Annotated in this window: 21 protein-coding genes; 1 reads left to right on the forward strand and 20 read right to left on the reverse strand. The window is 35.2% G+C overall.

Annotated elements, in window-relative coordinates:
• Positions 1 to 23: 23 nt before the first annotated feature.
• Positions 24 to 1046 carry a branched-chain amino acid aminotransferase gene (locus Q0E20_RS05805; RefSeq protein WP_295997592.1) on the reverse strand — a complete coding sequence of 341 codons (1023 nt, stop codon included), beginning with the start codon at positions 1044 to 1046 and terminating at the stop codon, positions 24 to 26.
• Between the two features lie 147 nt (positions 1047 to 1193).
• On the opposite strand from Q0E20_RS05805, the gene Q0E20_RS05810 reads away from it, so the two are divergent.
• Complete coding sequence (locus Q0E20_RS05810; protein ID WP_295997595.1) at positions 1194 to 1859, forward strand: fumarylacetoacetate hydrolase family protein; 666 nt, start codon at positions 1194 to 1196, stop codon at positions 1857 to 1859.
• A gap of 118 nt (positions 1860 to 1977) precedes the next feature.
• On the opposite strand, the gene Q0E20_RS05815 is transcribed toward Q0E20_RS05810, so the two are convergent.
• The 19 genes from Q0E20_RS05815 to tnpA form a co-directional block, all read right to left on the reverse strand.
• Positions 1978 to 2475, reverse strand: coding sequence for a methylated-DNA--[protein]-cysteine S-methyltransferase (locus tag Q0E20_RS05815; protein WP_295997598.1), 498 nt, complete (start codon positions 2473 to 2475; stop codon positions 1978 to 1980).
• Between the two features lie 102 nt (positions 2476 to 2577).
• Positions 2578 to 3357 (reverse strand): protein-ADP-ribose hydrolase, encoded by a 780-nt coding sequence (locus Q0E20_RS05820; RefSeq protein WP_295997601.1) that lies wholly within the window; start codon positions 3355 to 3357, stop codon positions 2578 to 2580.
• 113 nt (positions 3358 to 3470) lie between these two features.
• Entirely contained in the window at positions 3471 to 4238 is a 768-nt protein-coding gene (locus Q0E20_RS05825; RefSeq protein WP_295997604.1) for an antibiotic biosynthesis monooxygenase, read from the reverse strand.
• Positions 4239 to 4249: 11 nt separating this feature from the next.
• Complete coding sequence (locus tag Q0E20_RS05830; RefSeq protein WP_295997607.1) at positions 4250 to 5590, reverse strand: radical SAM protein; 1341 nt, start codon at positions 5588 to 5590, stop codon at positions 4250 to 4252.
• Positions 5591 to 5611: 21 nt separating this feature from the next.
• Positions 5612 to 6097 carry a prolyl-tRNA synthetase associated domain-containing protein gene (locus Q0E20_RS05835; protein WP_295997610.1) on the reverse strand — a complete coding sequence of 162 codons (486 nt, stop codon included), beginning with the start codon at positions 6095 to 6097 and terminating at the stop codon, positions 5612 to 5614.
• Positions 6098 to 6158: 61 nt separating this feature from the next.
• A complete protein-coding gene (locus Q0E20_RS05840) occupies positions 6159 to 7181 on the reverse strand; it encodes a DMP19 family protein (protein ID WP_295997615.1) in 1023 nt (340 codons plus the stop codon).
• A 56-nt stretch (positions 7182 to 7237) separates the two neighbouring features.
• A complete protein-coding gene (locus Q0E20_RS05845) occupies positions 7238 to 8752 on the reverse strand; it encodes an SMI1/KNR4 family protein (RefSeq protein WP_295997618.1) in 1515 nt (504 codons plus the stop codon).
• Positions 8753 to 8795: 43 nt separating this feature from the next.
• Positions 8796 to 9254 (reverse strand): glycosyl transferase family 4, encoded by a 459-nt coding sequence (locus Q0E20_RS05850; protein ID WP_295997621.1) that lies wholly within the window; start codon positions 9252 to 9254, stop codon positions 8796 to 8798.
• 47 nt (positions 9255 to 9301) lie between these two features.
• Positions 9302 to 9661 (reverse strand): hypothetical protein, encoded by a 360-nt coding sequence (locus Q0E20_RS05855; RefSeq protein ID WP_295997624.1) that lies wholly within the window; start codon positions 9659 to 9661, stop codon positions 9302 to 9304.
• On the reverse strand, positions 9654 to 10073 hold the full coding sequence (locus tag Q0E20_RS05860) for a bacteriocin (RefSeq protein WP_295997626.1): 420 nt from the start codon (positions 10071 to 10073) through the stop codon (positions 9654 to 9656). Before Q0E20_RS05860 ends, Q0E20_RS05855 begins: the two co-directional genes overlap by 8 nt.
• Positions 10074 to 10101: 28 nt before the next feature.
• Complete coding sequence (locus Q0E20_RS05865) at positions 10102 to 11163, reverse strand: ankyrin repeat domain-containing protein (RefSeq protein ID WP_295997629.1); 1062 nt, start codon at positions 11161 to 11163, stop codon at positions 10102 to 10104.
• Positions 11164 to 11276: 113 nt separating this feature from the next.
• Positions 11277 to 11756 carry a pyridoxamine 5'-phosphate oxidase family protein gene (locus Q0E20_RS05870; RefSeq protein WP_295997631.1) on the reverse strand — a complete coding sequence of 160 codons (480 nt, stop codon included), beginning with the start codon at positions 11754 to 11756 and terminating at the stop codon, positions 11277 to 11279.
• A 16-nt stretch (positions 11757 to 11772) separates the two neighbouring features.
• Positions 11773 to 12048 carry a hypothetical protein gene (locus Q0E20_RS05875; RefSeq protein ID WP_295997634.1) on the reverse strand — a complete coding sequence of 92 codons (276 nt, stop codon included), beginning with the start codon at positions 12046 to 12048 and terminating at the stop codon, positions 11773 to 11775.
• Positions 12049 to 12210: 162 nt separating this feature from the next.
• Positions 12211 to 12954 (reverse strand): SprT family zinc-dependent metalloprotease, encoded by a 744-nt coding sequence (locus Q0E20_RS05880; protein ID WP_366509653.1) that lies wholly within the window; start codon positions 12952 to 12954, stop codon positions 12211 to 12213.
• A 3-nt stretch (positions 12955 to 12957) separates the two neighbouring features.
• Positions 12958 to 16098, reverse strand: a complete 3141-nt coding sequence (locus tag Q0E20_RS05885) for a type I restriction endonuclease subunit R (protein ID WP_295997640.1) — start codon at positions 16096 to 16098, stop codon at positions 12958 to 12960.
• 13 nt (positions 16099 to 16111) lie between these two features.
• The gene (locus tag Q0E20_RS05890) at positions 16112 to 17365 is read right to left on the reverse strand and encodes a restriction endonuclease subunit S (protein ID WP_295997643.1); all 1254 of its coding nucleotides are present in this window, start codon (positions 17363 to 17365) and stop codon (positions 16112 to 16114) included.
• A gap of 5 nt (positions 17366 to 17370) precedes the next feature.
• Positions 17371 to 20040 (reverse strand): class I SAM-dependent DNA methyltransferase, encoded by a 2670-nt coding sequence (locus Q0E20_RS05895; protein ID WP_295997645.1) that lies wholly within the window; start codon positions 20038 to 20040, stop codon positions 17371 to 17373.
• 30 nt (positions 20041 to 20070) lie between these two features.
• On the reverse strand, positions 20071 to 20265 hold the full coding sequence (locus tag Q0E20_RS05900; protein WP_295997648.1) for a helix-turn-helix domain-containing protein: 195 nt from the start codon (positions 20263 to 20265) through the stop codon (positions 20071 to 20073).
• Positions 20266 to 20858: 593 nt separating this feature from the next.
• A complete protein-coding gene (tnpA, locus tag Q0E20_RS05905) occupies positions 20859 to 21266 on the reverse strand; it encodes an IS200/IS605 family transposase (protein ID WP_295997655.1) in 408 nt (135 codons plus the stop codon).
• Positions 21267 to 21689: the final 423 nt, after the last annotated feature.

Genomic DNA, 21689 nt, shown 5'->3' on the forward strand with positions numbered 1-21689 from the left:
ATATTTTTATATCATGTAAATAATTAGCAAATCTTAACTACCCAACCTTCAGGAGCTTCGATTTCGCCATGTTGGATACCAAGTAATGTATCATATAATTTTTTAGTAATAGGGCCCATATCATCCATACCAGCTGGAACCATAATAGAACCTTCTGGAGTATCGATTTGACCTACTGGAGAAATAACAGCCGCAGTACCGCAAAGACCGACTTCTGCAAAGTCTTTTAATTCATCTTTATGAACAGGACGATGTTCAACTTTCATACCAAGATAATGTTCTGCTACATACATTAAAGAACGACGTGTAATAGAAGGCAAAATGCTATCAGATTTAGGTGTTACCAATGCACCATCTTTAGAAATGAAGATGAAGTTAGCACCACCAGTTTCTTCTACATGAGTACGTGTAGCCGCATCAAGGTACATATTTTCAGCATAACCTTTTGCATGTGCATCAGTGATAGCATACAAGCTCATAGCATAGTTAAGACCAGCTTTGATATGACCAGTACCATGAGGAGCTGCACGATCAAAATCAGTTACACGGATTTTAATTGGTTTTGCACCACCTTTAAAATAAGGTCCTACTGGTGTAGTAAATACACGGAATTGATATTCGTCAGCTGGTTTTACACCAATAACGGAATTTGTACCCATCATATAAGGACGAATATAAAGACTTGCACCATGACCATAAGGAGGAACAAAATCTTTATTAGCTTTTACGACTTCTTTAACAGCTTCAATGAAACGACCTTCAGGTAATGTAGGCATTACGAGACGTTCACAAGATTGATTCAAACGTTCTGCATTAAGATCTGGACGGAAGCATACAATATGACCATCTTTAGTATAGTATGCTTTCAAACCTTCGAATACAGTTTGTGCATATTGGAATACACCTGCACATTCATTAAGAACAACGTTAGAATCAGTAATTAATCCGCCTTCGTCCCATTTACCATCTTTATATGTAGTCAAATAACGGTAGTCGGTTTCTACATAACCAAAACCGAGATTATCCCAATCGATATTCTTGCTCATAATAATGACCTCCATGCTTATTAATATATTTATAATCTTAACACTATGAACAAGTTATTTCAACATATTCTATAGAGCCTATTAAGGAGATTTATATTATAATTAACTTACAATATATGTATTTCATCTCTTAAGGAGGTATCTCTCATGAAAGAATCTACTAACCGTACCCTAATTACTAATCCAAAAAACATTATCTGTATCGGTTTAAACTATGCAGACCATATAGAGGAAACTAGTCTTGCTACACATGATTTTCCAGAAATCTTTATGAAAACATCCAATGCATTGGCGTCACATCAAGATATAGTTCCCATCCAAGATGAAAACCTTCATTATGATTACGAAGGAGAGCTCGTCATCGTTATTGGTAAGGCTGGTAAAAATATATCTCGTGAACAAGCCAAAAACCATATATTAGGCTATACCATTGGTAATGATGTATCAGCTCGGACCTTACAATTTAGAGGTACACAATGGATTCTAGGTAAATCATTAGATAACTTTGCCCCTATCGGTCCTGTTATTGTTTCACCAGATGATTTTGATTTTGACAATGCTACCATTACCACAACAGTAAATGGTGAAGTGCGCCAACAAGCTAAATTAGAACAAATGTTATTTAAACCAGATGCAATCATAGAGTTTGTATCTCAGTATATTACACTACAAGAGGGTGATATTATCTTTACCGGTACACCTAGTGGTGTTGTACTCGGTAAAAATGAAAGCAAATATGGTTGGCTAACATCTGGTGATACGGTGTCTATTACAATTAGTGGTATTGGTACATTAGAAAATAAATTTATATAACTAACTTAAAATACAAAAAAGAGATTACTCTAGCGTATACAATCACCCAAGAGTAATCTCTTTTATATTAGCTCATTATTATATTAGTTCAATGTATAATACCAATACACATAGAGTTCTATTTATGTTTCGATTCGAGATCTAGCAAATATTTCTTACGTTCAATACCACCTGCATATCCGGTCAATTTACCATTACTGCCAACCACACGATGACAAGGAATAATGATAGAAATAGGATTATGACCTACGGCGCCTCCTACCGCTTGGGCAGACATCGTATCTTTTCCTTGCTGTTTTGCAATCTCTTTACCTATATCACCATAGGTAGTAGTTGCTCCATATGGAATAGTTTGTAACACGGCCCATACAGATTTACGGAATTCGGTGCCTTCTAATTTAATAGGCGGAATAATAAAAGGTTTCTTACCACTAAAGTATTGATCTAGCCACATCTTAGTCACTTCAAAAGGACCTGTTAGTTGTTCGATATATTCCGCATCATCATAAGTAGGAGCATGGCTTTCATCTACAAAAAATAAATCTGTTAAATACGTTAATGTACCAAGCATTATCATCGTTCCTAACGGACTTTCATAGGTGTATTTATAATTCATAGTACATTAACTCCTTCTTAAACTAACAAATCATTCATAACTTTTTGTATGTCATTATTAAATGATACAGTATTTTCATGAATTTCAAAAGTAGTATATTATTTATCCCAATAATTTGTTGTAAATGTCATAATCTATATCCTTAAACACATTAAATACCACTTGTATTTTACTATTTGTTTCTTTTAAATATGTTCGTACCGTATCTATGGCAATCTGTGCTGCTTCTTCATTAGGGAATCTAAACTCACCAGTAGAAATACAACAGAATGCAATGGAGTGTAAGTTATAAGCATTAGCTAACTTTAAACAGGATTCATAGCAAGAAGCTAATTCAATTCTTTCCTTATCTGTTACACTTTCATAAATAATAGGACCTACCGTATGAAGTACATGCTTTGCGGGCAAATTATACCCATAGGTCATACGAGCTACACCTGTTTCCTCTGGCATGTCTAAATACTCTATCATTCTTTCACATTCCATACGAAGTTCAATACCTGCAAAGGTGTGAATGGCATTATCGATACATTTATGATTTGGAGCAAAACATCCTAATAATTGATTATTGGCTGCATTTACAATAGCGTCTACAGATAATCGAGTAATGTCTCCTTGCCACAGATAAATCTGAGTCTCTCGCTCTTCCATATCATTAATGGTTACGATGCCCTTTTCATGGGCCAATATATTTAAATATTCAGCCTCTATCTTCATCCATTCAAGAGGCATTCCACCAGCAGGTCGAATATTACATAAAGATCTAAAGAGAGTAAATTGCTCTTCTTCATTCATAGGGATATCTATATGTTCGTTGTGCTTCTCATTGTATTCTGCTACTAAGCCTTCAACCAAATAGCGTAACCGTTTTTGCTGTGTCATATGTAACTCCTTTTAGTATAGACTATACGTTCACCTATTATATAAGAAAAAACTGCTAGCACATACATATGCATATGCTAGCAGTAACTTTACTGTTTATAATATATCAAAAGTTATGGTCTTACAAAATCTTGACCACCATGATTGACCAAAATATCCCCATCTAATACTTTTGTGGTAACGTTTTGTAGGTTACCTTGAATTTGGCTCATCATGAAACGATATCCTGGACTATTTACATGTTTATTGAAAGCTGATTCATCGCTATAAATTTGAATTACATACCAGTGAGTCTTATTATTTCTTTCACGTAATACATAACCTGCCTTATAACCCGCATCATCACGAACAGCACGTTCAATATCTAGTTGATATTGTTTTTGTACTGTATCAACTTCATTACCATCTACAGTAAATTCTGTTAAGGTCACAACGGAGTTACCGTCATTAATCATAGACAGACCATCTTTTTTCTCAATTAACAATAAAGGCTGTACATCATATAGTTTACGATTTGTCAGTTTAGAGCCTACTTCATTAATATAATTTTGAAAATGCTCAGATTTACGATGTGTTTCTAAGGCAGCCGTATCTTTATAAACCTCTACTACATACGATTCAGATGGATTTCCTTTCACATGAGCTACATTCATAGATAATGTATTAGGCTCCTTAGCCATAGAGGCTGTTAAATTCTGAACACCTGCAGTATTATACACACCTTGTAATTCGTTCGGTACTTGGAAACGATACAAACCTACAATAGGGGCTGTATCTACTTGTTCTTGTTTATCAAATGTGAATGCTGCTAACGATGTACTCACACCCAATATGGCAATAGCAGAAGTTAGCAAAATTCGTTTTATATATCGCTTACTCATTAGTGACTCCTTTACATATATCTTGATAATTTCTCGGCCCACAAACCAATACGTTTATAAGTTAAAAGTTCACATACTTTTGATGTATAATGGCCAAATCTACGATAAAAGAAATTAAAGGTTAAATAGGCTGGTATCGTTCTGATAGTCTTAGGCATACGACGGAATATATTTCTTATGGAATATAACTCTTGATATATCCAAAGATATCCTTCTTCTAATTCCTCTTTAGACATACCAAGTGGCATTACAACTACGTGAGACGTATTGTATTTAGATAAATCATGATCAAAAATTCTATTTTGTTCTTCCATTCTTTTGTAAAATTCAGTTCCAGGATACGGTGTAACTATATGTGATGTAATAGTATCAATTTTCTGGCTAATAATCCAATCTAATGTATTTTTAAATGTCTCTGGCGTGTCTCCATCTAGACCAAATACAAAGCTAGCATTGACCATAATGCCACGCTTATGTAATTCACTAATAAGTCTTTCAAACTCTTCACGATTGTTTTGCATTTTATGAACACTAGATAAAGACTGAGGACTGATACTTTCAAAACCAATAAATAAACTCTGACAACCAGTTTCTTTCATCAAATCCATTAATTCAGGGTATTGTCCTATTTTCATAGTAACCGCTGCATTCCAGTTTAATTTTAAAGGTTTAATACGCTCTAAAAACTGTTTAGTCCAAGAAATATTACCAATAAAATTATCATCAATAAACATAATATGCTTTGTGCCTAAACTTTTAATATCTGCTAACACATCATCTATATTACGATTTATATATTGATGAGTTCCAGAACTATTATAGCAAAAATCGCATGTATGAGGGCAACTGCGACTTGTAGAAACAATGTTATACCATAAATAATCAGTCTTATCTATCATGTCATATGCAGGCGCTACGATATCATCCCCAGATGTTAAAGGCTTAGATACATATTCAGATTGTAATCTATTATGTTTCATGTCCTCTATAATTTGAGGCCATGTATTTTCTGCAAAACCAATACATAAGCTATCAAATGCATCCTTTGGCACAGAACTAGATGCAGTTGTAATATGTATACCACCAGCAATAACCTTAACACCTTTTTGTCTATATATAGATGCAATTTCAATAGCTCTAGGTAAAACATCTACAGTAACTGCTATGCCTACCAAGTCAGGCATATCATCAACATCAATGGGTCTAATATTTTCATTTTCAATTGTAACTTCACAATCATGTCGAATAATATTAGCCACTGTCAACAAACCTAAATGAGGGGACATGCGTATTTTTAAATCTGTATCCATAGGACGTTTTAACATACGCGGTTGAATCAATTTAACTTTCATGTAAAACCTCTTATGTTACATCTATATTGTTATATATTCAATTATTGTACCATGCTCCTCTATAAGCTTAACAAGATCTCTTCCCTGTAGCCATACAGTTGCATCATTTTGATTGGGATGGATACCAATTAAATTATCCTTATAATCCGCATCAATGTAGTAATGTACTTTACGCTCCTCATCGTGGAGTAAGCAGAATGGTGATACATGACCTGGTTTAATCTTCAAAATCTCCCATAACTCTTCTTCAGAACCAAAGGAAATCTTTTTAAGATTGTGGTCCTTACGGAATTGTTTTAAATCAACACGCTTTGAACCACGTACAGTAATTAAATAGTAATGCTCCCTCTTATGGTCTCGGATAAATAAATTCTTCGCATCCCATTCTGGATATGGCAGTTCTACATCTGGTTTATCGTCCATACTAAATAGCGGTGCGTGATCCGTAATTTCAAAATCAATATGATGGTCATGCAAACAATCATATACGCCTTGTTTATCTAACATGTAATACCTCTAACACATATAATGTAAGTGAAAGTAGCTTTTATATGCTATATCACTACATTTATTCTGGAACCTTATAGGTCCCATCAAATACAAATAATTCAGGATGTTCATGTACGAATGTATCTTCATAGATTCCATCATATTCATACACTACATCATCTTTTTTATCGAGGAAATCAAACAATTCATCCTCATTGTCCCAATCTTTTAGAATGTTCCATCGTTCTTCCCTATCAAATGGAACTGAGCCACCAAAGTAATCGATGACGGATTGCAAATTATCCGCTAGTATATCCATCTTAAATAGTCGTAAACCTTCTAGAGCATCTTCCCATACAATACCGGTAGAGTTATAGAAGAATTGGTGATGACCACCATTATTAACCTCTGCGAAGTACCAAGATATAGCATTAAGGTATCTTTGCTCTAAAGTAAAACCCTTTGCAGATTCTATATAATCATCATATGATCCATATATATTGATAGTCCAATACATAGGCTCATTAATGGTCCACACATCGTCTGTAGCCATGATTTCCTCAACCGTAATGGTGCGATGACGAGGTACACCTTTACGTTTCTTCTTTTTCTTTGCTACATATTCATTATAAGCAGAACACAATTCAGGATAATCAGCTTCACATCTTTCAAAATCCATTTGCGAATAGCACATATCAATGACTTCAAAGCAGTAGGATTTTATATCATCTAGTTTCGCTTCCGTAGCTAAACGTACACCTTGATCTACTAACCTCAGCATCTGTTGCATAGTATCCGATGTGTATGCTTCATTATTATCCAAAACAATAGCTCCATACGCATAGGCACAGCGATAATACCACACCGCATCACGATACTCTTCATCAATAGATTCTAATACCTTAATTGCCTCTTTTTCATTGCTATTATTGTTATAAGCTCGACCAAGCTCACCTAACAGAGGTACAGATAAGTTTTCTATACCTACACCATTTAATACATCAATAATAGTTTCTACTTTACCCGTATCATTAAGATCTTTTATGGTTTGTAATTGCTCCGCATCAGAAAGTGCTTTAAATTGTTCAACTGTTAATGCCATTATGTCACATCCTGTCATATTACATATATAGTCTTATTGTTAACATTATCTAGAAGCTAGCTACCACAAACAATATAGAATACTGGTATACCGTCTTCATTATCTATTAGACCATATCCTTCACATTCATGGCCTTCGTATTCAATACCTTCAAAGAATACGTGATCGCCTAATTCTTTATTAGCCATCAAATTGTGCAATTTAAAGAGCAACTCTTCTCTAGTAAAATATGTACCATTATCCGCTACAAGATGAGCCATAATTTCTACCTGCCACATGCCATCTTCTTTATCTTCTTCGCGTAACTCCTCATCGGTTACACGTTCATTGTCAAAGAGTTGGTCTTTACTTTCAATCCAAGCTTCATAGGTTACTAAAATTTCAGGTTCTTCTAATATATCGTCGTCATCTGCTTGATCATTATCTACATATTTCTTTACATTTTCATTGTATTCTTTGGAAAACTCTTCTCTACTATATGTATGTTTATTAAATACCCAATGTACTACATCATATGTAGGATAGTTATCCTCTTCGTATTCATTAGCGTCTTCAATATGGTTATCTTCTGTAGTCTTTTTACTATTTTTATTATCAAATACATTCTTAATGGTTTCAAATATCACAGGATAATCCTCCTTGTACTCTTTTGGCTTGATTTGAGTTAATAGGTATTTTACAACTTCACAACACCAGCCAAGTTGTTTATCTAACCCGGCTTCTTTCGTCATTTTTATGCCCGTTTCTATTAACTGTAATGCATTCTGTACATGTTCAGATTCGTAGCTTTCACCAATAGCTAACATCCCATGAGCATAACCACAACGATAATACCAAGACCAATCGCGATGTGCCTCGTCGATACGTTCAAATAAATCGATAGCCTCAGCCGCCCGGCCATTATTGTTATACATACGTCCTAAGGTGCTTAATAGTATAGGAGACAAATTATCGATGCCCATATTAGTTAACAGTTCCATCGCACGCTTACTATCGATGCCCTCTTGTTCATTAAGGAACTTAACCTTTTCCACATCACTTAATAATTGAAACTCTTCATCCGTAATTTCTTCTATACTGATATATAAATTCTTAATAAAGTCACCAAAGTTATCGGCTAACGGAGTTATTGAGTAATCACATTCTTGGTCTACCCGTACTACCTTAGGCTCACCGGTAGGACCACACTCACGATAATCGAGGAAAATCATGTCGTGACCACCAGAAATCGTATCGGCTACAACGACACCGATAGGGGGATATTTTACTTTTGAAATCCAAAACTCATTTCCCATCTTACCTAAAAGAGAGTATTTTTTATCTCTATCGATGCCATATATTCCTGTTATATATACACAATCGTCATCATCGTTAATAAAACAATTTTTCTTTACTACACCACCATTATGGTTTTTAAGTAGCTCAATATATGCAGCAGTCAATGTATAACCTAGATTTGCTTCAGCTGCTTTAATATCCTTATCAGTAACCGGTTTACCAATATAGGATTCAAACGCATAGTCAACATCATTCCAAAATCCGGTCCAATCAAAGTCTTTTAGATTACTCATAATACTCTCTCCTAATTTAAACCGATATAATCTAAATGTTTAATCACTCATTCATAGAATAAGTTTTGATTAAAGCTTTTACCTCACGTCGTATCAAAATAGTATCTACCATATAGGAAACAATGATATAAGGAGATGCATTTATAATCGCTATAGGCGCTAATATAATTGCCACCCATAATAGATCTAGAGGATATGCATACCACTTAATCTCTATAGTATTTAAAATGGGTATAACATAATCTATAACTCTTAATTCCCATTGCATTAATGGATTCAGTTCCTCACTTGTTCCTACCAGCCAAGCAAAGATAATCCCAAAAAGCAAAAAATATACTATGCCAACGGGAATTAATATCTTCGCTCTCTTTTTTAATAGATTACGACAAATCTCATCTTCTTCCTCTGGTGCTATATCATATAACATATTGCACTGAATCTGAATCCGTCTAAATCGATAGCGAATATACTTATACAAAATGTTATTCGGTGTATATAGCATAATAGGCTCCGCATATAAGTCATACTAACAAAATCATTGAAAGTATATCATCCATCTATAGCAAAATAATGTAAATCTTTGAATTCATCATCCCAAAATGTAAAAGAAAAGATATGGGTATCATCAAAGGTTTGCTCGCAATAGGTCACAGCATCTCGATCTGGTTCAATAATAGGCATACCTATCCGTGTTTTCACGTCATCAATAGTGACATTATCATACCAATCTCGTATTTCGTTATAAATGAAAGTAGAAATTGCATCTATATTCTTATGGTAATTAACAGCCAATAATTTTGCAGTCTCTACATTGGCATCTGTTGGAACATCATCCCAGCAAAATTGTATTCCTTCATAAGAAAAGGTGTATTGCTTTAACTGTTCATCATATATTATCCCATTAGTCATTTTCAGATTCCTTTACATAGCTTTCCATCTTCGGTCTTAAATCTAACACGATGTCCCACTCTTCCAATGATGGAACCTTATGATGTGCAATAAAATCTTCTATGATTTGTAATACCTCTTGATGTCCTAGCTCATTTTTACCGTATATGATGGCACCTTGCTCACCATCATTGGTTACACTAAGCTCTATATGTAATAAATCGGTATCTTGATCACTACAAACTTGTACAAAATTATACATTATATTATCTATTGGGATTGCATTTAATGGTGATATAACTACAAAATCCTGTTCTTGATCCTCAATAGCATAGAGATTTTGCTCAACCTCATTCAAGGTAATCCCTTCATACTTATAGTCACCCACATCAATTGACCAATCTGTATATGTTTTCTCATAGTTATCTGTCATATGTATCGACTCTCCTCTACGATATACATTAGAATAAGGTTTCTAATTGACCTGATATATCTACTATAAACTCATCAAACTTGCAAAGTTCCCTTAACTCTTGGTGTTCTGTATCATAACAACCAATCTTTTTAGACTTAGGATCCCATACAACTTGCCAGTCATTATACTCACCTAGTTCTTTAGATAAACGTAATAGATTACAACGACCTAATTTAAATGGAATCGTATCAATAAGTGGGAAGAACTCTATAGATATAAAATCAGAGTCTGGTAATTCAAAGTAAAGATGTTCACCTTCTAAAAAATTCACTAATGCTTTTGGTAATTTAAATAGCTTTAACTGATCCATTTTATTCTGTATATCATGGAACTCCGTAGGCTCTAGGGATTTAAAATACTCTGCCATTTCCATATCGCCTTTTTCAACGGCAATGCTATAGGGACGCATACCATCCTTTTCTGTGATGATCACGTCAGCACCATGTTCTACCAAGTATTTGCACATCTTTAAATCCACATAACGAGCTGCTACACACAATGGGGTTGGCTTGAAGGGATATACAGAATCAGGCTTGTTGTAATTAATATCTACACCATTATAAGTAAAGAAATCTAAAACCTCATAATTTCTATCTGTAATGATATTTCTGAAAGCTTTACCGCCATACTTCTGTACCGTATGGCCTAAGTCATGAATAATTTGTAGGTTCTCATATTTCTTACCATATAAAGCTGCTTGAAAAGCATCTACTTTCACACGGTTCAAAGCATGAATATTAGCACCATGAGCCACAACATAGTCTATAATCTCTTTATTACCATACCGTACCGCTAATAAGAAACTTGGATTTTCATCATCATTAAGATTAGCACCATGCTCTACTAACCAATGAATACTTGGCAAACAACACATGACCAGCGCTAGTTCTAAGGGTGCATGCTCACTATATTCATCAATTTCTATAGGTTGATTAATATCCCAACCATTGGTTAATGCATTTTCTAACGCCCTAATATTTCCTGTTACAATATCTGTTACGATGTAAGGCACAGATTCAAATGCACCTAAATCTTTTAACTGTATCATGTCTATCTCCCATGAAATATATTTTTAAAATGATTATCACTAATTACATTATATTACATTTATAAGTATGAGTGTATAGTAAAAGCCCTTCGCATAAGTGAAGGGCTAATCTATTATTTCTCTTGTACTTGTTTACCACTCATATGTTCAATAGTAATTTCAAACATTTGAACTGCTCTACCAGCATGAGCAATCTCTTCATCTACAAGCTGCTCACTAGGATAATATTTCATAGCAAATTCTTTTAATCGATCTATAGATTCTGAACCTGCCTCTAATAAACGACATCTCCCAAATACAACTACACTTTGCACATACGGTGCCCAGGATTCAGCTTCATCAATACGCTCATTACCATATACGGTAAAACATACCTTATCTGAAACTTTCAATGCCTCTACTTTATGACCAGCTTTGGCTCCATGAAAATAAATTTTCTGTGCAAGACTATCGTAAAAATAATTAATAGGAATAGCATAAGGGTAACCATTATCGCCATTCATGGCTAGAATACCTCGACGATTAGATTGTAATAAAGCTTCTGCAGCACTATGATTTATTTCATTTATCTTTTTGCGAACTGGTTTAAACATAATATATCTCCTAATTTTATTTATTAATCGTATTTACAAGATACATAAAAGTACCACTATTAGTATCATCAACTTTAGAATACTCTTTCCAATTTATTGGATACATACCCGTTAATACTATGGGTATTTCCATTCCACGCATTGTTCCTTTTCCTGTATTATAAGGTGGATCAATATAAATAACATCTATTTTTCCAAGATAACTCTCTTGCAATAGCTTTAGTACTTCTAGGTTATCGCCCTCTATATATAAATTTTCAGTATTGTCCCAATTTACGCTTTCTACTTGCAAGGTCTCCGTGTTTTTCTTATTGGTTTATTCGCTTCAATAATAGCAGCTTTTTTACCGACCCAGGTAGACTCATATGCTCCATCACTATCCACAATTTCATCAGAAAGCATTTGCTTTAACATTTTAAAATTTAAAGCTTTTTTCAACTTATCATCTACAGTACTAGATTCTGTAATTCAACCTTTGCAATGGACTTTCATCCTGTGCATCATAATAATCTAACCGAGAATCATTTAATTCCTTTCTTATCGAACGCCAGTTTTTCATATATAAGTCCATATAAGCAATAAAAGTAGCATTATGCGTACGCTCTCTCAAATGAATTAACTCATGTAGAATTACATACTCTAAACATTCTATTGGCTTCTGTGCTAATTGCAGATTGAACCATAATCTTTTCTTATCAGTATTACATGTGCCCCATCGAGTAACCATATACTTTGTTTGCCATGAGTCACAATGCAAACCAGTTATAGATTCCCATTTTGGAAGTAAACGTTCTATTTCTTTTTTCAATATCAGACGATACTGTTCACGCACGTAATTTTCTCTTTGTCTTACAGTACTGTCCTCGCGCATAGAAAGAATAGCTTTATCACCTTGTAGCACAAAACTATTCCTTTGTGAGTCTGGGATAAATGTTAGATAATATTGCTTCCCCCAGAAATACATAGTTTCGCCACTAACATATTGACGTTTTGCGCTACGAGGCTGCTGTTGGAACTTTTCAATCTGTTTTTTAATCCAGCTGAGATTAGTTCGAGCATACACCTCGATCGCCTTATCATCCATTGATGATGGTGCTGAAATTACAACATGCCCATCAGGTGGTTTAACCTGAAGGTGCATATTCTTAATATTCTTTTTTTGAATATCAATCGGTATGCCCGAAATCACAATTCTCATCTATTAATATTCCTCCTGTTTCTCAATGATTTTGAAAAGACGCTCAACCTCAGCATCATCATTGAGAATAGCAAATAACGCTCTTTTAATACGGTTTTCTTTTATAGAATCACCACGGAAACCGCTCATCTTACTACCCATAACTGCTTTATGAAGCTTTATAGCAAGTGCTTCACATCTGCCGACATTATCATACAATGCCTGCATAGCTTTACTCTTTCTAACGCTCTCAGGGTAATCTTCATTCTGTTCCGGATAGTCTACATTTTTAGCTAACTTAATATACTCATCAAGAAGTTCTTTATATGACAGTACTCCTTGCTGCCTATCCTGAATCAATTTATCCAGAATAGAAGACATCTTCTCATAGTACTTTGGATTGACAGTGACCTTTTCCACCATCTTACGACGAATGTTATTCTCAATAGCTTCAGCTGCACCTTCTTTTTGGCCTGAAGGAGTATCATCTCCGGTCATTGTTTCACCTTGGTCAACAACAAAATCAAGTAAAGTTAAGTCATCGAATTCTCCAATTTTAATACTATCTGAAGCAATAATATAATTATCGATAAGCTTACGCATATCTGGTTCATAAGCTTTGAAATCTAAGAAATCACCGCTCTTGTTTCCGATGGTCTGCTTTAACTCGATATAAAAATGAACCTTATTCTCGTAGTCATTAAGTTCTGTTGCAGTGCAAACATCTACCATGTATTGTTTTGCTTCTGCAAATGCACGAACTAAACTACTTACAAGCTTATATAATTTTTCACGAAGGCGAACAAAGATTTCACCCATGTCTTCGCTCATGCCAGAAACACCACAGAAATAGTGAAGATACTGTAAATCTTCTCTAGGCGCTTCGACACTCTCGCATAGCTCTTCAAGTTCCTCGTATACTTCTCTAAAATGCTTAATGGCTTCATCACCTCTATCTTTGATAAGTCCATCAACATCTTCAGGGGCATAATTTTCAAATGCACCGGAAGTATATTTGTCCATTGCATTTTTCAGGTCACCAAAAAGCTGTTTATAATCAACGATGTAACCAAACTCTTTAGTATCACCATCAAGTCTGTTTACACGACAAATTGCTTGGAAAAGTCCATGATCTTGCATACTCTTATCGATATACAAATACGTACAAGGAGGAGCATCAAAACCGGTAAGCAATTTGTCGACAACAATAAGAAGCTTCATATTTGCTGGCTGATTAATAAATTTGTCTTTTGCCTCGGTTTCAAAATCTTCAACCTTCTTTTGAATAGATACTTTTTCTGGAAGGTTATTAGGGTCGAGTCCTAACATGCGAAGATATATATCATACTTTTCAAAAGTTTCGGTTTCATCATCAGCGCTCACAGTATTAGTTCTTAAATCACCAGCCTGCGGTGTGTAAGAAGAGATAATCGCGCATTTCTTGAAACCTCTTTGCTGGAAGATTTCATAATATTTACATGCTGTATAGATAGAGTCGGCAACAAGAATTGCATTACCATTTCCATCCATCAAACGAGGTTTTAAATCAAAGTCCTGAATGATATCCCAAGCTACACGCTCAAGTCTTGAACGAGAACTATAGATTTTCTGCATGCTTGCCCATTTTTCTTTCAGCTTTGCTTTTGCTCTGGTAGAAAGAGTACGAGTCTTTACATCAAACCACTGGTCAATTCTATCATGTGCAGTAATGTCCTGTGGAATATCACGATACTCATATCTTAAATCCAGTACAACACCATCTCGTACAGCTTCGTTATATTTATAGCTGTGAATATATGTACCAAAGACTTCGATACTAGTTTTCTTATCTTTTTTAAGAAGTGGGGTTCCGGTAAAACCAATAAAGATAGCCTCTGGCATAATTGCCTGCATTGCTGCATGAAGCTTACCAGATTGAGTTCTGTGACACTCATCAACGAATACATAAAGCTTTCCTTTTGCTTTAAAATCAGCAGGGAGTGCCTTCTTTAATTCATCAATATATTTATCGTAGTCAGACTCAGTAGCCTCACCACCTCGACGACCAAACTTATGTACCAAAGAGCATAACAAAGAGTCATCATAAGAATTTAGCTTCTGCAACAAATCATCACAGCTCTTAGTTCTTGCTATTTTTTCATCTACACCTTTGTATGTTTTTTCAATCTGCTCATCAAGTTCGTCTCGGTCTGTGACAATAAGAACACGTGAATTCTCATCTTCACCATTAGCTAAAATCCATTTAGAAAGCCAAACCATAGTAAGCGTTTTACCACTGCCTTGTGTATGCCAGATAATACCACCACGTTGTTTTGCTAATCTGTTCTGTGTACGCTTAATACCATAGAACTGGTTATAGCGGCATACCTTCTTAATACCTTTATCAAAAACAACAAAGTTTTCTAAAAGGTCAATAAAACGTTTTTTATCGAACATCTGATAAAGCTGCTGTAAAAGCAAATTATCAAGATGCTCACAATAAGCCATGATACGTTCATCCTCCGGGTCACGCTCATCTTCATTTTCATGGAAGCCGTCTGGTTTCCATTCCATATAATATTTTTCACCAGTAAGAATAGTACCATAACGTAATCCTTCTGTTTCGTTACCAGCCATACAGAACTGCATTGTTGTAAAGAATGGTGCAATAAAGCCATCTTTCTGATTAGTCAGATTCTGGCGGATACCATTCGAAACCGAAACACTACTTTTCTTAAGTTCAATTACAGCCATTGCAATACCATTTACATATATTACAAGGTCTGGTCTCTTTTCCTGACGGTCAACGACAGTTACTTCTTCTGCGATTGCAAAGTCATTATTAGTAGGTGTAACAACATCCATGAAGTAAACAGTCTTTGGTGCACCTTTTGGTGTTTCCTTGACTTTTGCTCCATACTTCAAGAGTGTGTATACATTCCTGTTCGCATCATATAAACCATGAGTCATATCCTCTGATGCCTTAACCAATTCTGCAACAGCTCCATCTATTAACTTCTGGCTGTAACCGCTAAGGCGTAAATACGCACGAAGACGGTCTTCACGAATATTTTTATTTTCGACATCTTTTAAATTGCCTAAATAGTTATAATCAAGGATATCTCTATCCTTAAAGAAGCTAACCACACGGTCTTGGGTAGCTCTCTCAGGGTCGCCAATGCTCATGCGTATTTCCTCCTTATACTAATCTAATTTTTCCTGTTAGCAGGTCATCCATCATGCCGGCCTTAAGATTTTTATATTTATTGATCTTTTCTTCAAGTTGACAAATATCTTTTTCCATATCAGCCATCATGCTAGTAATAGCAATTCTTTCATCCTTTTCCGGAATAGGAATCGAAAAGTTTCTAACATCTTCTACCGTAAGATTATGTTGTGCACCAGCTTTTTCATTTTCAAATATCATTTTCTGCCCGTTAGGACTTAACAGGTACAACATAGCCCACTCTACTAAATCAGAGTTCTTAAACTTTGCTACACCAACAGCTCCGCCAACAAATGCACTTCTATCATTATTGAATAAAGCAGCGTTTCCGATTCTTCCTGAAATAGATATTAGTAAGCAAACTTCATCTAAGAGAATCTTTGGATATTTGTATGCAACAGAAATAGGAATGTAAAAATCTGTATCAAAATTGATTTTATATCCTTCGAAATCCTTATTCTGCAAAAAAGGTAATGTATTATTATAATTGACTTGTACTAAAGATGGTTTTATCTCAGCACTATAGTCAAATCCAGTTTGTTTTGTTACCAACACACACAATTCATCAATTGATTTAATATCCCACTTAGAGGTAAAACCTGGAAGTCTTTCATCACCAGATAAATATCTTTGCATCACCCCAGTTTTTATATTCTTCTTCTTTTCTATTTCCTTTTCAAACACACTAATAAGCTCATCAACATCACTCAAAGTTTCTGCTATTGCATTTTGTTCTTCTGTAGAAGGTAGTGGTACAAGAAAATTTCTAATTCTTTCTAATGCCAACTTTGGCTGAGCGCCTATTGTTTGAGTTGATTCTATTTGACGCTTTATATAATTGCTCATCAACCAATACATTAAATAATCTTGATTACATTTTATGTCAGTTATTTTATTTGCATTTTCAGTTAAATTTGCACCATTCAGTCTGGGAGGAACTTTACCAACAAGGCCCAACGTTCCTGCTACAGAAATATAAACATCATTATCATATATTTTATATTGCTCAATAACATCTACAACTTCTTCCGGAACATACTTAATATCGCCTTCATCAATATGTCCCATCATCATATCTGCAACTCTAATATACGGGTGTGAGTTTGGAACATCAGATAAAGAATAACCCTTTGGCAATCGTTTTCCACTTTTTACAATTCCTATACATGGTTCTATTTTTTTTATGTCCCAATCTGAAGGAATTAAACCAATTTCTGTTTCTTTCATCGAATTTACCATTTGAAGCCCATCCTTTCCAGATGATTCTTCACTTTATCTTCATAGTTAGATGCCTTCTTCATGAGGTCAGGAAGTGTATCTTCATAACGTTTTGAAAGTTCTATAATGCGGTCTGCAAGCTGATGAGAAATAGCAGCATACAAATCATATATTCCATTTCCGATTGTGTAATACCACTTTCTATTGACTAACAAATCAAGTATTTCTTCATCAGTTAGAGAAGCATATCTATCACGAGCCTTTTCATCTAAAGCTTTATCCATATCTTTAATAAGCTTTGTTGATTCTTCGGATTTCTTAGCAAGTTCGTATGCTTCTTTTAATTCTTTATAATCATCAGCATATACATCAGGCACAGGCGCCTCTGCGCGCGCAACAGCAAGTGCATATGCTACTGATGCCTTTGTCACAGTTCCTTTTTCTGTGTAAGCAACCTCTAATATAATATTATTGCTAATATAATCTACATAATCCTTCTTTTTCATAGGGAGCATGCTCTGAAACTCAAGAAGCGCATCAATCAAAGGTGTATGAACGTAGCTCATGATTTCATCCATTTTTTCTTGAATATCCTTACTCTTAACTTTTCCACCTTCAGCAATTTCTGATAAAGTCGAATCTTCTGATGAATCTTCAACCAACGTCATAAGTCTCGAGTCAGTTTCTGCAACAATCTCTGCGAGGTCATCCATAGCTTTTTTCTCTTCAGGGAAAAGCTCTGAAATAATAATAGATTTAGGAATCAATTTACCTTCCCATCCAGCAATCTTAAGCTCCGGATTTCCGTCAGCATCAGTTTTCTTTGTTTCTTTCATTATGTTCTCTGTCTCTCTTGCCACACCGTAATCATTCTCTTCAGAAATGATAAGAGAAACATCATCACTAAGCACCTCATTCCAATACGAAAGAAGTAACTGATATACATCATATTTATCAATCAGTTTGATACCCTCGAACTCATTCAGGATTACTTGTGCTAATTCCACAATAAGTTCTTTGGCGGATACCCCATCATTCAATGTTTTTAACTTCGTATCTGCATATGTTTTCCAATTAGCAAATGCAACATCAATCATCTCACCGTAAGCAGCAAATTCAGCATTTGAATAAGTTGTCTGACGGATTTCATCTTCTGCTACATTTAATTTATAGTATCCTTCACTGAATGTACTTAGAAGTTCTTCTTTTAATGTAGGAAATGCAATCCAGAATTTATCTAACGCATCTATATCAGCGGCAGGAATACCACCATGAATATGGGCATAGATATTCTGGATATCTTCAGGTTCTGAAGAATCAATATAACGAGAAATGTTCAGGTAATAACCATTTTTCTCTTTAATCTCTTTATTAGGTACAAAACGAGCATACTTCGGATTTGTTGTAATCTGCTCATTAAAGGTCGTAACAATACGATAAATATCCTGTTCACGAAGTCTATTTTTGCTACCATCTTTTACATATCCTTTTCCAGCATCAATCATAAAAATACCTGCACGATTTTCAGCACCTTCTTTATCTATAATCAAAATACATGCAGGAATACCTGTACCAAAGAAAAGGTTAGGAGGAAGACTAATAATTCCTTTAATCCAACCCTTATCAACAATAGTCTGTCTAATTGTTGCTTCAGCATTACCACGGAAAAAAACACCATGTGGCAAAATAACTGCTGCTTTACCGGTCGATTTAAGTGTTTTTAAGATATGCATTAACCATGCATAGTCACCGTTCTTTTCAGGTGGTCTATCTCCATAGCCAGTAAATCTATCGTACTCCTTCAAACCGTCTGACCAGTTCTTAAGAGAAAATGGAGGATTGGCAACAATATAATCAAAACGTTCAAGTTCAGAAGCATCATCACTTCTTGTAAACTGAGGGTCAGAGAAAGTATTTCCTGCCATAATTTTGATTGTTGCTTTGTTATGAAGTACAGCATTCATTTTTGCAAGACCAGCAGTTGAACCTTCTTTTTCCTGACCATAACCAGATATTTCAAAAGGGGCCTCTGCAAGTGCTCTAATCAATAAGGAACCACTACCACAGGCTGGATCGCATACTGTAGCATCACGGTCAGTGCATTTATCAATACCAATAACCTTTGCTAAAATACGAGATACTTCTGCAGGAGTATAGAATTGTCCCTTACTCTTTCCGCTTTCTGTAGCAAAGTTTCTCATCAAATATTCGTAAGCATCACCAATGATATCATCGCCTTCCGCTTTATTCTTTGAGAAGTCTAATTCGGGACGCTGGAAGATAGCAATAAGCTTTGTAAGCTTGTCTACCATTTCCTGTCCCTTACCAATTTTTGCTTCATCATTAAAATGAGCAATATCAATAACACCCTTCAAGCTATCGTTAACCTCAGCAAGACGAGCGATTATCTTATCTATACCTTCACCAATGTTCTTCTTATTTTTAAGTGCAATAAAGTCATCAAAAGAACAGCCAGTTCTCTTTTCAGGGTCAGAGTTCGGGTCATGAGCTTTATCAAAAACGGTCAAATCTCCGTACTTTTGTCCTTTGTATTTATCCGTTACATACTTCATAAATAACAACGTCAGTATGTAATCCTTATATTGTGATGCATCCATACCTCCACGCAATGCATCGCAGCTCGCCCAAAGTGAGCTGTATAATTCCGTTTTCTTAACAGCCATAATCCGTTTCTCCTTTAAGTTAAATCATGCTTATTCAATAGCACTTTTACCGCTCTTTACCCACGCATCAAGTTCTGAACATTTAAATTTCCATTGTTTTCCAATTTTATGAGCTGGAATTCCTTTATTTTTACGAATCCAACCTCTAAGCGTAACCGGTTTTATACCTAGGTATTCTGCGGCTTCTTCAATGTTTATCCATTTTTCATTCATAGTGTTGTCCATATCATTACCTCTCGAAGCTCATAGTTACAATACACCATTCAATATTATATAAATTCCGAAGGCAAAAAACAAGATGTTTGATGATATTTGTTGATATTTGCTGTCATTCTCGTGATTTTAACTAAATTAATAAAACTTTTTTATCGAGACCGGACACGTATATGTCCGGCCTTTTTTCATTGATTTTTCTATATTTTCTACTTTTCTAGCATATTAAAATGCCATTTTCTTCCCTGAAAACGGACATACGCATGTCTGAGGTTTCGGTTTTAATTTCTGGCATATTTAAGATAGTTGATTAGAAGTTTAACAAACTCGTCTCGGACAAGACATTAAACTGTCTGGCACAACTATCAATTCACCATCTTCGTGGCCACGTGGTGTGTTTGCAATTGATAGGAAGGTCTCACAAGTAAATATAGTGCCAGCTTAGCAAACTAGCTGGTCACCAATCAGAACCAACCGTAAAACGGGTGGTTTGCTCACGGGCTATAAGCCCGTAGTACTAGGCCAGCGTCTAAAAGCGCTGGCTTTCACTGCGTTCAGGCCGCATAGCCATTGACTCGTAACATTCCCCTTTAAGGGGATATGTATTACTTGCTACCCTTAAAAGGGTCCTCATATTCTTTTACACTAAGTTTATCTTTCATTTGGTCATGTAACTCTTGCTCACGTATATATTTCTTTACTGTAGCCTCATTTAAACCTACTGTACTAACATAATAACCCTCGGACCAAAAGTGTCTATTTCCAAATTTATACTTTAAGTTTGCGTGTTTATCGAACATCATTAGTGCACTTTTACCTTTTAAATATCCCATAAAAGATGAAACTGATATTTTAGGTGGGATTAATACTAGCATATGCACATGATCTGCCATAAGCTCCCCCTCTATAATCTTGACGCCCTTATATTCACATAAACGTCTCAGTATTTCACGTAAACTATTTCTGTATTGATTATATATAACTTTACGTCTATACTTAGGTGTAAATACTATGTGGTATTTGCATAATCATTTTGTGTGCACAAGGCTCTGTGTCTTTGTTGCCATATTAAATCACCTTTCTTTTGCATATAATGCTGCTTGAACACCTACATTATACTTAAGCAAGGTGATTTTTTTGTATAACTTTCGTTGTCGCACCCGCATAGCGGGTGGTTTTATGATTCGCGACTACGTCGCGAACCAGTCTAAAGACAATCATGACCACCCGTAAAACGGGTGGTTTGCTCACGGGCTATAAGCCCGTAGTACTAGGCCAGCGTCTAAAGGCGCTGGCTTTCACTACGTTCAAGCCGCATAGCCATTGACTCGTAACGTTCCCCTCAAAGGGGATATGTACTACTTGCTACCCTTAAAAGGGTCCTCATATTCTTTTACACTAAGTTTATCTTTCATTTGGTCATGTAACTCTTGCTC

Origin of the sequence: uncultured Veillonella sp. (assembly GCF_934230905.1) — a bacterium.
GTDB lineage: Bacteria > Bacillota > Negativicutes > Veillonellales > Veillonellaceae > Veillonella.